Genomic DNA, 12859 nt, shown 5'->3' with positions numbered 1-12859 from the left:
AAGCCCCCTCACCCAAACTCCGGAATCAACGATCGCAGGTGTGTTCCTGCTGGCAAGATCATCCATAGTAAGTAATGCTTTTATCATTTCCTCAATCTTTCCTCCAACTATACTAAAACTTAATGCTCTTCCAAGACTGCCTGAATCCAGCGTATACGTCTATCTAGCGCATTCTTTACAATTCTACTACCAAGTGCCACTTCGTAGCCATGGCAAGAACCTTTCACTTCATGAAATTCTACCGGAATTTTTTCTTCTCTTAACCTATCTGCAAGAAGAACTCCATCATCATGAAGGCTGTCGAACTCAGCAACTTCTATATAAGTTCTTGGGAATTGGTCAAATGACTGGGCTTCTAAAGGTGATGCATACTCCTTTTTTTCAGGAACAGCTCCTTTTAAATATTCATCCCAGAACATCTTCGAGATCCTTGAATTAAGTACTGGTGTATCAACGAATTTGCGCATAGACTGAGTATTCACGCGCCTATCAAGGGCTGGATATACCATCAGAGTTCCTATTGGCAATGTCAGCTTATTATCTTTTAACATAAAAAACACTTCGCCCACAAGTGTCGCTCCGGCGCTGTCTCCGGTCATAATGATCTTATCCTTATCAATCCCCAGCATATCTGCATTATCAAGCACCCATTCGTAGGTCTTGTAGCAGTCCATGGTTGCAACCGGGAATCTATATTTGGGCATCAGCCTATAATCCGGCATGACAACTTTGCACTTTGCCTTAGCAGCATACCATTTTGCAAACTGATAATGGCTCTGTACCGCTTTTAGTAAGATCCCCCCACCATGATAAAAAACTATGCAAGGAAGTTTATCATCTGAACCGGCCGAATCTCTTGGCTCAATAATAAGCGTTGTAAGCTTTTGACCATTGTATCCGGGGGTTTTGACTTTACGTACAGAGACATTCTCATCTGATTTACAGTTTATCATTCCTATAAAGAGATTTACTAAAGGATACACATATATACATGGGAAAAGAGCTTGATTTTCAAGAAATTTCAAATCTTTATCCAATTGGTATTTAGCTTTTTTCATAGTATATTCCTCATCTTTCTCCGATCATACCTTCGTAGTCCGTTTAATTATATCCAAGAAATAAGCGGCTTACAATCGTCTATAGACTGTAAACCGCCGTAAATACTGGTTTTATACAATTCTTATGATCCAACAACTAAATGTATGGACATGGTTATGTAAAATCCATGTAAAATTTTTAGCCTTCATGCTATTACAATGCTTTATACTTCATTTAGATATAACATTTCTGTTGTTTCTTCACTATCCCCCCTCTTAGGTCAGTTGTAATGCACTATTTTGCAACAACTGCTTTATCATAGGTTTGTACTTATCTATTCCAAAATCCTCTACAATACTTGGTATTAAACATAAGCCAGCCATTGTCCTCGTTATTGGCAAAGCCATTCATCATGTCCGCCAATTCTGACTTAGTAACTACATCCTCAAGCTGTTCCATTACATCTGACATTTGTTTTTCAACAGAGCCAATATTCATGCGAAGATTAGAAATCTCGGTTGCATTCTCCATGGTCTGTATTGAAAGCTGCATAACCTCACGCTGTCCAATCAGGTTCTGATTGCCTAAAATATAATCCTTCATTTTTTTGAAGGTTCGTACTAGGTCTCTACTTTGCTTAATTGCAAGGTCACCTCTTAAAACAGTCATCAGCATATATAATCCTTGCTCTGTAAATGCATAAGGGATATAGCGCGAGCCGCCCCAACTTGAGGTGAAATTTTTGCACCTCAAAATTTCATCAAATTCTGTTTTTGTAAGGCGAAACATAAACTCGTCACCCTCAAATTTTTTAGCATTATTCTTCACCTGGCGGTTAAAGTTCTTGGTTTCATATCCATATAAGTGTGTTCAGTCTTTGTCAGCAACACTACAGTCTCGATTTGCGAACCATTGTCCAAACTAATCTTCATATCTTTTGAGATGATAGGAAGCTTGAATTCAATGGACTTAAGCCATTGGCCGTTCACTTTTTCTTTAGCCAATCTAACCAACTCCTCTAAATATTTTTGTCTGGAAGCTTTAATAGACCATCAATAACCGGTCTAACCATATTTACTGATTCCACCTTGTTAATGGCACAAAGCTTTTTCCCCGCATCTTTGCTGGACGCTCCGCAATGGAATGCCTGCTCTGTTGGCAATCCATAATCGAGAACAATAAGTCTATCATGACAATCCGGATTTGGTTTAATCCGAAGCGGTGGGTACTGTTTTATAAAATCATTAACCACAGATGTCGTTAGAAATCCTCTCTTGCCATGCCCATTCTCCGTAAAAAGGATTACTTCCACGCCTGGATTCTTCTGTGATAATAACTGCAATGATTTTGTATTCATATAATCGTCAACAACATAAATTGATTTTGCTGCCTGCTGATAGATATCTATGTAAGCCGCATCAGCTTCAAACTTCTGCCCTTTATAGATTATAAAATTCTTAAAATCCTTATCCGAAACAAAATTTTCATTCAGGGTATCAATACTCTTCTGAATATCTTCAATTGCCTTATCCGTTTTCTTCTGATAATCAATTGCTCCTGCCATTTGCACAGATAATTCTGAAACCTTAGCAGTAACCATGCTCATTTCGGACTGAGTTACAAACTGCTGATTCTGACGGATATAGTGACGCATTTCCTTAAAAGCGCGCATGATAAAAATGCTTTGTTGTGTAGCCAAGCTTCCCTTAAGTACCGTTGCCAGCATATATATACCTTGTTCTGTGAATACATACGGCATCTTTCTAATTCCGCCCCAACTTGAAGTCACAAATTGTGACTTCAAGTTTTCAAACTCCTCTTTTGTCAATTGAAACATAAAATCTTCCGGGAATCGCTCAATATTTCTTTTCACCTGCTGATTCATAGCTTTAAGCTCATAACCATAAATATCAGCTAAATCACTATCGAGCATCACCTGCTGTCCGCGAATCGTATATACGCAGTTTCTAATGAACTCAACTGTGAGCACTCCTGTTGTATTATCCATAAACACTGTCTTCCTTTACTTTTACCAACAAATCATGAAGTCGCAAAAAGCGACTTCACGGAAATGGATAAAGTCGCTTTTGCAACTTTAAACATTTTCACATATCCTCAAGGCTCTCTATCTTCTTCAGTGCTTCCATATAAGCCATAAGACGCTTCTGCTGTTCTTCCTTGAGATTATGATAATCTTCAATCATCTGAACATCCCCCGGAGTGAATTTACTTTCTGGACTTGCTGCAGCAATTTCCTCTTCATCCTCAATTCCTTTACCGGTAAGAAGTTGCTCCGGAGTAATTTGCAAAACATTACAGATGTCCATTATCTTTTCTACAGTAGGATTGGTCTTTCTCTTTTTCCATTCGCTTATGGTACTGGTCGAAATACCTACCTGCTTTGCAAACTCCGCCTGAGTCATATTGCGTTCTTTCAAAACCTTTATAATTCTTTCGCTGATAATCATGAGTGATACCTCGCTTTATCATTCACCTATGTAACATTCATATTAGTGAATCAATTGTATCACACCTCATGCTATCCTTCAATGTTCTACTTCGTTTTCTTATTGCAGAATTTCATATACGCCTTATACGATTCATATATATACCTTTTTTTGAAGATAGATATCTGGATCAGGTAATGAATCAAAATCAATTTCATCCGCGTATTTCGCTATCATATTTCCGATAAAGTTTGCAAGAGTGTAAGCTGCTATTCATCACTGTTGGAATCAGGCAACTCACTATTTCCAACAGGTAGCAACCGCAATTATTCACTGTTGAAATCTAACAAATCAGCAATTCCAACAGGAATAGCCACTAATTTCAGCCTGTTGAAAAGCCTTAAACTGCAAATCCCAACAACCAAAAAGCAAACATCATCCAAAAATCTTGGAAATAATCCGATCACAACGGCATCACAAGCCATTGTGTGGAATAGATACGCGGCTGGATTAACCAGCCGCGATAACTAGAATAATCTCAGATAAAAATCATAATATACTTTCTAGAAAAGTCAACAATTTCAATCAAACCTGTATGGTTATGCGTTTGTCTTAGTGAGTAAGACGATGGTTTCAACATGCACAGTGCAAGGAAACTGATTTACAGCGCAGGCGCGTTCTATGCGGTAGCCTGCTGCCTGGAGCTCTACAAGATCTCTTTGAAGGCTTGTAGGCTTACAGGATACATATACCATACGGTCTACGCCGTAGTCTATGATCTTCCTTAGAGCTTTAGGATGTATTCCATCGCGGGGAGGATCAAGTATTATGTAGTCAGGTTTTTCTTCGATCTCATCGAGCACTTTGAGTACGTCACCTGCTATGAACTCGCAGTTATCAACGTTATTGCGCTTTGCATTAATCTTGGCAGCTTCTACGGCCTCTTCGATTATCTCTACGCCTATGACTTTATCGGCAACAGGAGACATAAGCTGAGATATAGTACCTGTTCCGCAATAGAGGTCATACAGGATATGTGCCTTGTCTCTGCCCTGTTCTTTCATTCCTTCTCTGACATAATCTCTTACTGTATCATAGAGTACCTCTGCAGAAAGCGAATTGGTCTGGAAGAAGGAGAACGGAGTTATATCGAATTTAAGACCCAGAAGTTCTTCTGTAAAATGGTCCTGACCATAGATAATATCTGTGCCCTGATCTACTACAGCATCTGAGAGGCTGTCATTTTTGGTATGAAGAAAGCCTACTATCTCACCATCAAGGTCAAGTGAAAGAAGTGCATCTTTAAGAGGATTAAGGTCATGCTCTTCTTGAGTTGTAGTTATAAGATCTACAAGGATCTGGCCTGTCTTTCTTGCCTTACGTACCAGAAGGTGACGGAGGTATCCTTTCTTCTGCATTGTATGATAAAAAGTAACGGTTTCTTTTCCAGTAATAATCTTCTGATCATACTTTTGACTTACTATATTATTTGTTGTTAAATCATTCTTTTCTACAACATCACTGTTATCATCAGATATATTCTTTTCACAAACTTCATTGTTTGAAAGAGGTGTGTACATGCTTGCAAAATAATCAAGAACGCATGTCAGTATCTTCCTGTAATCAGCATCAATGATCTGGCATCCCTTAACAGTCACTATATCATGCATGCTTCCTCTTTTGTGCATACCAAGAGAAAGTGGGCCGTCCTTGACTTCATCACCGAAGGAAAATTCCATCTTGTTCCTGTATTCAAATCGTATAGGGCTTTTCTTGATGCCATCCCATACAGGCTCTGTCTCCTGTTTTTTGAAGGCATCGGATAATAGCTTTTTGACTTGCTCTTCTTTAAGAGCAAGTTCCTGCTCATATGTCATTGACAGATAATGGCAGCTTCCGCATATGCCAAAATGCGGACATGGACTTTCGATAGCATCAGGAGCTTCTTCTAATACTTCTAAGAGCCTTGCTTCAAGTCTGTTCTTGCCGCTCTTAGTTACAATGCCTCGAACGCGCTGCCCGGGAAGGGTATTTTTGATAACACAGTTACCCTCCATCTTCTCATTTTCAACTGCATCATCAGCTGATACTTTTATAAGATCACTGACAATTCCCTTGTTAGGGAAGTCGCGTCTTATAACTGTTCCTTCTATTATCTGCCTTTTTCTCATTATAAATCTCCAATTACAAACTTATTACTAAGCGTATTGTCCACACTCTTAGCGTAAAAACATATCTATCTTATCAGTATACATTAACAATCCGCATCTTTAACCGTGTTTATCTTATTAATATACATTAGCAATCAGCATTACTGTCAATGCACTTTAACCAACAGCGCCATTCCCCAAAAACGGGAGCAGCCGCCCCCCAGGGCTCACTGCTCCCGTCAATATTTCTGTTATTGGACGCCGACATCGCTAACACCGAATGCTCCGCATCGGACGTCGACATCGAAGATGCCGCCAACACTGAATGCTCTGCATCTTTTTGGACGTCGACATCGAAGATATCGCCGTCTAGCGTTTCAACACTCGTGTTGAAGCGCCTTATACATTGCTAGCCTCATTAGCGGCCTTAGCTGCTGCCTTTACAGCGATCGGGTCAAGATCATCATCAAAATCATAATCATCGTCCCAATCATCATCAAAATCGTCATCATAAACAGGTGTCAGATAACGATATACACAATATGCTATTGCAGCCACAGCAGCAATAACACCTATAAGTGCAAGAATCCAGAGAATAGTCTTTGGAAACTTGTCTTCCTTTTCTTCCTTGTGTCCTAATAGTTCATTGAGCTTTTTAAGTTCCAATACTTCATCAAGTCTATCCATATGCGACCCCTTTCATAATAACATTATATAGTATTGCAAAGGACCTACTATGTTATATTGTACCATAAAGTTACGTGCTTGTTCCTATTCTTTAAAGCTTTTTTAATTTTGCAAAGGCTGCAAACATTATCTTCTGCCCTGCATCATCAAACTCAACCGTAACCTTATAATCACGGGCTCCATCTTCGATCTTCTTGACTACGCCTACGCCGTACTTGATATGGCTTACTCTGTCGCCTTCTTTATAATCAAGTGCTGAAGGCTTCTGAAGGCCTTTAGAGATACCGTTAAGGCTTCCCTTGCCGGCGCTCTTATGAGATGAGGCAGCTCCTGCTATAAAGGGCTTGGAGACAGGTGTTCTTGCCGCAGGCTTTCTGCCGATAGTCGCCTTGGGCTTACCTACAGGGCCGTATATACTGCTGCCGGGAACATGATCTATTTTCTCAGAAGATCTGTCATTGGCATTACTCTTGAATCCGCCAAGCCTTGAACTGGTATTGGCAGCGCTGTTATAAGCACTTCCTGAGCTGAAATTCTTGTGACCATAAGATCTGTCTGCATAATCAGCTCTAGTATATGATGAACCCGAATATCCACTGGAGTTGCCAAAGGTCCTGCGGGTATTATTACCTCTAGAACTTGGCATATATGCATCAGCATCATAGTCGTAGTCATCATCATCTTCTATTGTATCGCCGCCTTCAAAGAGGAATGAAGGCATCACGCTCGATCCTGACCTGTCCAGAAGTCTCTCAGGTATCTCATCTACAAATCTGCTGACAGCAAGAGATTCAAATGATCCCCTGACCATACGTCTATGAGCACAGGATATAGTCAGCTCTTTTTTGGCTCTTGTGATTCCGACATAGGCAAGACGTCTTTCTTCTTCCATAGCCATAGGATCGGAATCTTCTGCATTGATAGTCATATAACTTGGGAACGTACCCTCTTCAAGTCCGGCAAGGTATACATGCTCAAATTCAAGTCCCTTTGCAGAGTGAAGGGTCATAAGAAGGACTCTCTCATCACCTTCTGCAACATTATCTATATCTGCTACAAGAGCTACGTCTTCAAGGAATCCTGACAAAGTAGGCTCATCAGCCTTCTCCTCATAGGATATGACTTTACCTATAAGTTCCTGAACATTCTGCCTTCTGTCATTGTCCTGGCTTCCATTGTTCTCATCATCTTCTTCAAGGCTCTTAAGGTATTCCTCGAAGTCAGTGACATCTATTACATCATGTATGAGTTCTTCAAGACTCATCATCTTCTGCTTGGCCCTGAATGCCTTGATCATAAGATCAAAGTCATGGAGCTTGTCTACAGTCTTACCTGTGATGAACTCGTTTGCATGAGCGATGGCATCGTAGAAATTCATATCATGTGTGCCTGCATAATCAGCAATCTTATTAAGAGTTGTAGCACCTATTCCTCTCTTTGGAATATTGATGATACGACGGACTGCAAGCTCATCGCTTCCATTATCGATTGTCTTAAGGTATGCCAGAAGGTCCTTGATCTCTCGTCTTGCATAGAAGTTGGTACCGCCTACAACATTGTAAGGGATACCATACATTACAAATCGCTCTTCTATAAGTCTTGACTGGGCATTGGTTCTGTACAGAACTGCAGTCTCAGAGTAGGAGAGCTTGCCCTGTCTCTTTTTATTAGAGATGTCATCAGCAATAAAATTGGCTTCTTCAGGTGCCTGTTCAAACTCACAGAATCTCACTTTAGAGCCTTCACCATCATCAGTCCAAAGCGCCTTTTCTTTTCTGCTTCTGTTATGTTTGATAACTGTATTGGCAGCATCAAGGATGTTCTGAGTAGAGCGGTAGTTCTGCTCGAGCTTTATTACTGTTGCATCCGGATAGTTCTTTTCAAAATCAAGAATATTCCTGATGTTGGCGCCTCTAAAACGATAGATTGACTGGTCATCATCACCTACAACGCACAGATTCTTGTACCTGTCTGCAAGGAGTCTTATAAGCTCAAACTGGGCATTGTTGGTATCCTGATACTCATCGACCATAATATACTTGAATCGTTCCTGATAGTTTTCAAGTACATCTTTATTCTCACGAAAAAGAATGACGGTATTCATGATAAGATCATCGAAATCCATCGCATTATTCTTCTTCAGAGATATCTGGTACTCCTGATAAGCTTTTGCGATCTTCTGCTTCTGGAAATCATTACCGCTTGAAAGTGTATATGAGTTAGCTGTTACAAGATTGTCCTTACATTTCGAGATCGTGTTCTGAATCTGTCTAAGCTTTAAGTCTCTTGTTTCAAGATTGTACTGCTTGACTATATTTTTTAGCACAGACTTAGAGTCATCACTGTCATAGATCGTGAAGTTATTGGAATATCCAAGTCTGTCTGCATATCTTCTAAGGATCCTTACACAGGTAGAATGGAAGGTTGTGACCCAGATACTCTCTGAACCAAATCCTACTATCTTGTCAACACGCTCGCGCATCTCTCCTGCTGCCTTGTTGGTGAAAGTAATAGCCATGATATTCCATGGATTGACTCCGCATTCATCTATAAGGTAAGCAACTCTGTGTGTCAGTACTCTTGTCTTACCTGATCCGGCACCTGCCAATATCAGGACAGGGCCTTCAGTCTGAAGTACTGCTTTTTTTTGTTCAACGTTAAGTGTATCGTAAATACTCAAGAGAGTTTATTCCTTTCCTTTCTTTAAAGCCGCTTTGGCAGCTGCCTTCTTGGCTTTTGCCGCTTCCTTTGCAGCACGTTTTTCTTCTTTTAACTGTTCTTTGGATTTGTTCTTGCCGGATTTCTCATCAATTCCGTCAATCACTTTTTCTATTATCAGCTTTTTGACATATACATCGTAGGCAAGGAGACTTAAGAAAGCAAAGAGCTTCATCTCATCCTTATCTGCGTCTTCTGCATCTTCAAATAGGCTGTTGGCTATATCTGCCTTTTTCAAAAGGTCTTCCTTTAACGGATCAACCTCTTTTTCCTCAATATCAAATATTGTCTGATAGATCTCAGACAATGTCAGACCATCTGTATCACTTATATGAAATCTCTTCTTAAGAGGATCAAGGAGCGTCTGAACATCACTTATTGAAAGAACTGTTTTGAAATAGTATATAAATATCAAAAGAATCAGATGATCCTTGGAATACTTCTTCCTTATGGGAGGGGGAAGCAGATCATTCTTGGCATAATTATTGATCATGGTCTTGGTAAGGATCTTGTCTTCACCGGGATATCGGGTAGTCTTATGAAGCCTTTCATCCATAAAAGTGGTAAGCTGATCCATATACAGATCCATATTCGGGATATCCGAAAGCTGTACATTTTCTATACGGTCAAGGCTTTCAATTATGCTGTTGATCAGATCATCTGTATTAATTGTCATGGGTGTCCTTTCATACCTTAGTTTTAAGTGCCTTATTTCTCATCTCTCTTGCATTCTGTCTTACAGCATCCGTTACTTCTCCGGCGCCGAGCATGCGGCCGAGTTCGTCAATGCTCTCATCATCTGAAAGCCTGCTGATACTTGTGATAGTACGGCTGTCAGACAGACCCTTTTTGATCAGGAAGTGTCTGTCATACATCGCTGCAATCTGAGGAAGATGCGTGATGCATATTATCTGATGGCTTGCCGCAAGCTTTCCAAGCTTCTCAGAAACCTTCCAGGCTGTAACACCGCTAATACCGGTATCTATCTCATCGAATATAAGAGAAGCTATATCATCCTGATCTGCAAATACTGTCTTAAGTGCCAGCATGATTCTTGATAGTTCACCGCCACTTGCTATCTCAGAAAGTGGTCTTAACTGTTCACCCGGATTAGTAGATATCATAAATACAACTTCATCATATCCTGATGATGTAATATGCTCTTCATCCGGAATAACATCTATTCTAAACTGTACATCAAGGAAATTGAGATCTATAAGAGCCTGCTTCATCTGGCTTGCAAGTTCCCTGGCATTCTTTTTTCTGATTTCGGATATCTTCCCACAGATCTTTTTGGCTTCTTCAAGGCAATCTCCAAGTTCTTTTTGAAGCCTTGCTCTTTCTTCTTCAAGATTAGATAGGATATCAAGCTGCTTTTGCTTTTCATCAGCATACTTTAAGATATCGCCTATACTATTACCATATTTATCCTTCAGATGATTGATAAGGTCCAGTCTGTCTTCTGTATTTTTAAATTCTTCGTCGTCAAATTCAAGATCCGACAGATAAGCTGACAGGCTGTGTCCAAGGTCTGTCATGAGATTATCTATATCTCCAAGCTGATCTGTAACTTCTTTGACGCTCTCATCATATGCACTTACAGCTATAAGCCTTTGAAGTGCACCGGAGATTGCGTCTGATGCACTCTCTCCTTCTTCTCCAAAAAGAAGCTGCCTTGCTTCTCCTGCAGCCTCTGTAATCTTAAGGCTATTGGCCATACGACGATATCTTGTTTCAAGCTCTTCATCCTCGCCTTCCTTAAGATCAGCTCCCTGGATCTCTTCAAGTTCGAACATAGCAAGATCCTGCTCACGTTTTCTGGTAGCTTCATCTATGTCAGTTTCTTCAAGTTTTGCTTTTATCTTTTCATGCAGGCTCCAGACTTCTTTTAACTTTTTCTTATGTTCTAGAACTTTGTCACCGGCAAAGCTATCCAGTATTTCAAGATGTTTTTTATTCTGAAGAAGGGTCTGATTATCATTCTGACCATGAATATTGATAAGAAGTTCGCCAAGCAGGCGAAGCTGGCGAACTGTGACATTCTCTCCTCCGACCTTACAGATACTACGGCCGTCCATTATCTTACGACTCAGGATCACAGTTCCATCCTCTTCTATAGGAAGATCCATCTCTTTGATCCTTGACTTGGTTATCTCGTTATCAACAAAAAAAGTCAGCTCTACAAGTGCATAATCTGCACCTGTTCTTATAAGATCCTTGTCTGCCTTACTCCCCAATGCAAGGTTAACAGATCCGATAAGAACCGACTTTCCGGCTCCTGTCTCACCTGTAAGTACATTGAGCCCTTCTCCAAATTCTATTTCCTGCTCTTTGATAAGTGCAAGATCTTTGACATGTAATGAATATAGCATTTATTCCCCCAAAAGCTTCTATAAGCGCTTCATGTGTCAGATATCAGAGCATCTCTCTGATTCTGTCCATAACTTCCTGTACATCCTCTTCTGTTCTGATTGCAGCAAAGATAGTATCATCACCTGCAATGCAGCCTATTATCTGTGAAAGATGCAGAGCATCCAGTGCTGCTGCAACTGCCATTGCCATACCTGATACGGTTCTAAGTACCAGCATATTGCCAGCCTTGTCCATAGATACAAATCCGCTCTGAAGGACTTTGATATACTTGTCCTGGAGTTCTTCATCATTGTGATCCATAACACGATACTTCTGGCGTCCATCACCGGTCTGAACCTTAGTAAGGCGCAGTTCTCTTATATCTCTGGATACTGTAGCCTGAGTTACGTCATATCCGTCCTTTTTAAGAAGGTCTGCAAGCTGTTCCTGAGTCTCTACTTCATTATTCTCGATTAGTTCTATTATTTTACTGTGTCTGTTTTTTTTCATGTTCCCCCCTGTCTAAGGTTATTTTATAAAAGCTTCTGATTTAATATTTCAACAAAGCTTACCTGATTCATTCTTAAGATCTTGGATGTCTTGGCGGCTTTCCTTATCTCTATCCTGTCACCTGTTGATATAGACGTTCCATAATGACCATCTATGCTGGCTTCGGCTTCCTGTATTCTGTCAGCCTTGCCTGCACCAAGCTCTATTGTTACTGTCTCGGTTGCAGGAAGTACTATACTTCTGTTAGTAAGTGAATGAGGACATATCGGAGTGATCACTATTGTATTGGACTGCGGTGCTACTAGCGGACCTCCTGCTGACATATTATAGCCGGTAGAGCCGGTAGGTGTTGATATAATAACACCGTCTGCAAGATAGGTAGTAAGAAGCCTGTTATCAACATATACCACAAGCTTGATGATCTGAACTGCAGCCTTTCTTGCGATAACAATATCATTAAGTGCTGTAAATTCTTTTCTCTCACCTGTTATCTTAGTACCTGACAGAAGCATTCGCTCTTCGATAACATAGTCATCACTTATAAGCCTCTGAAGGGCTTCATTTATATGATTTTTATCAATTTCGGTGAGATATCCCATAGTCCCGAGATTGATTCCAAGAAGCGGAATGTCCATATCTCTGACATTAACTGCAGCCTGAAGCATCGTTCCGTCGCCGCCAAGGACTATACAACACTCAGTATCAGGCGGCACCTGTGTTTTGAACATTACCGCATCCGGTCTTAAGATTTTGTTGCCCGGTTCTTCAAACTGAGCTATATGACACACCTTGCCATGAGCTTCCAGAAAATCCTTAACCTTGTGTGTTAATTCCAGATCCTTGTCCTTGCTTTTATTAGTAAAAATCAAAAAGTGATTCATTAAACTTAACCTCATGTCACGAGCAAGGCGAGTTGTTATTGTTTTAAATTGGTGGGGTATACTACACCAATTTGGG

Annotated in this window: 12 protein-coding genes and 1 pseudogene; all 13 read right to left on the bottom strand. The window is 40.3% G+C overall.

From position 1 onward, the window contains the following. Nucleotides 1-119: 119 nt before the first annotated feature. Complete coding sequence (locus BMX21_RS14835) at nucleotides 120-1058, bottom strand: alpha/beta hydrolase (protein ID WP_092045550.1); 939 nt, start codon at nucleotides 1056-1058, stop codon at nucleotides 120-122. Nucleotides 1059-1368: 310 nt separating this feature from the next. Further along, complete coding sequence (locus BMX21_RS20075) at nucleotides 1369-1713, bottom strand: hypothetical protein (protein ID WP_242952938.1); 345 nt, start codon at nucleotides 1711-1713, stop codon at nucleotides 1369-1371. A gap of 45 nt (nucleotides 1714-1758) precedes the next feature. Next, nucleotides 1759-1866 (bottom strand): annotated as a pseudogene (locus BMX21_RS20070) (ORF6N domain-containing protein); the annotation flags it as partial. After that, nucleotides 1863-2042: a resolvase gene (locus BMX21_RS14825; protein ID WP_242952937.1), complete on the bottom strand. Its 180-nt coding sequence runs from the start codon at nucleotides 2040-2042 to the stop codon at nucleotides 1863-1865. The pseudogene BMX21_RS20070 and the gene BMX21_RS14825, both read right to left, overlap by 4 nt. Nucleotides 2043-2056: 14 nt before the next feature. After that, a complete protein-coding gene (locus tag BMX21_RS14820; RefSeq protein ID WP_092045544.1) occupies nucleotides 2057-3046 on the bottom strand; it encodes an ORF6N domain-containing protein in 990 nt (329 codons plus the stop codon). Between the two features lie 97 nt (nucleotides 3047-3143). Further along, a complete protein-coding gene (locus tag BMX21_RS14815) occupies nucleotides 3144-3506 on the bottom strand; it encodes a helix-turn-helix domain-containing protein (RefSeq protein WP_027207030.1) in 363 nt (120 codons plus the stop codon). Between the two features lie 578 nt (nucleotides 3507-4084). Beyond that, nucleotides 4085-5656 (bottom strand): class I SAM-dependent RNA methyltransferase, encoded by a 1572-nt coding sequence (locus BMX21_RS14810; RefSeq protein ID WP_092045542.1) that lies wholly within the window; start codon nucleotides 5654-5656, stop codon nucleotides 4085-4087. A gap of 378 nt (nucleotides 5657-6034) precedes the next feature. Continuing rightward, the gene (locus BMX21_RS14805; protein WP_022755045.1) at nucleotides 6035-6322 is read right to left on the bottom strand and encodes a hypothetical protein; all 288 of its coding nucleotides are present in this window, start codon (nucleotides 6320-6322) and stop codon (nucleotides 6035-6037) included. A gap of 91 nt (nucleotides 6323-6413) precedes the next feature. Then, complete coding sequence (locus tag BMX21_RS14800; protein ID WP_092045540.1) at nucleotides 6414-9002, bottom strand: ATP-dependent helicase; 2589 nt, start codon at nucleotides 9000-9002, stop codon at nucleotides 6414-6416. 6 nt (nucleotides 9003-9008) lie between these two features. Beyond that, on the bottom strand, nucleotides 9009-9716 hold the full coding sequence (locus BMX21_RS14795; RefSeq protein WP_022755047.1) for a DUF1836 domain-containing protein: 708 nt from the start codon (nucleotides 9714-9716) through the stop codon (nucleotides 9009-9011). A 10-nt stretch (nucleotides 9717-9726) separates the two neighbouring features. Continuing rightward, complete coding sequence (recN, locus tag BMX21_RS14790; RefSeq protein ID WP_092045538.1) at nucleotides 9727-11412, bottom strand: DNA repair protein RecN; 1686 nt, start codon at nucleotides 11410-11412, stop codon at nucleotides 9727-9729. 43 nt (nucleotides 11413-11455) lie between these two features. Beyond that, complete coding sequence (locus BMX21_RS14785) at nucleotides 11456-11902, bottom strand: arginine repressor (RefSeq protein WP_022755049.1); 447 nt, start codon at nucleotides 11900-11902, stop codon at nucleotides 11456-11458. Between the two features lie 23 nt (nucleotides 11903-11925). Next, nucleotides 11926-12783 (bottom strand): NAD(+)/NADH kinase, encoded by an 858-nt coding sequence (locus BMX21_RS14780; protein WP_092045536.1) that lies wholly within the window; start codon nucleotides 12781-12783, stop codon nucleotides 11926-11928. Nucleotides 12784-12859 lie beyond the last annotated feature (76 nt).

This window comes from Butyrivibrio sp. TB, from assembly GCF_900110805.1.
Lineage (GTDB): Bacteria > Bacillota > Clostridia > Lachnospirales > Lachnospiraceae > Butyrivibrio > Butyrivibrio fibrisolvens_C.
This window is presented reverse-complemented; position numbering and strand designations above follow the sequence as displayed.

Excerpts from the sequence above, each read along its gene's own strand:
- BMX21_RS14835 (WP_092045550.1), bottom strand. The coding sequence starts at position 1,058 with ATGAAAAAAGCTAAATACCAATTGGATAAAGATTTGAAATTTCTTGAA.
- BMX21_RS20075 (WP_242952938.1), bottom strand. The coding sequence starts at position 1,713 with ATGCTGATGACTGTTTTAAGAGGTGACCTTGCAATTAAGCAAAGTAGA.
- BMX21_RS14820 (WP_092045544.1), bottom strand. The coding sequence starts at position 3,046 with ATGGATAATACAACAGGAGTGCTCACAGTTGAGTTCATTAGAAACTGC.
- BMX21_RS14815 (WP_027207030.1), bottom strand. The coding sequence starts at position 3,506 with ATGATTATCAGCGAAAGAATTATAAAGGTTTTGAAAGAACGCAATATG.
- BMX21_RS14810 (WP_092045542.1), bottom strand. The coding sequence starts at position 5,656 with ATGAGAAAAAGGCAGATAATAGAAGGAACAGTTATAAGACGCGACTTC.
- BMX21_RS14805 (WP_022755045.1), bottom strand. The coding sequence starts at position 6,322 with ATGGATAGACTTGATGAAGTATTGGAACTTAAAAAGCTCAATGAACTA.
- BMX21_RS14795 (WP_022755047.1), bottom strand. The coding sequence starts at position 9,716 with ATGACAATTAATACAGATGATCTGATCAACAGCATAATTGAAAGCCTT.
- recN (WP_092045538.1), bottom strand. The coding sequence starts at position 11,412 with ATGCTATATTCATTACATGTCAAAGATCTTGCACTTATCAAAGAGCAG.
- BMX21_RS14785 (WP_022755049.1), bottom strand. The coding sequence starts at position 11,902 with ATGAAAAAAAACAGACACAGTAAAATAATAGAACTAATCGAGAATAAT.
- BMX21_RS14780 (WP_092045536.1), bottom strand. The coding sequence starts at position 12,783 with ATGAATCACTTTTTGATTTTTACTAATAAAAGCAAGGACAAGGATCTG.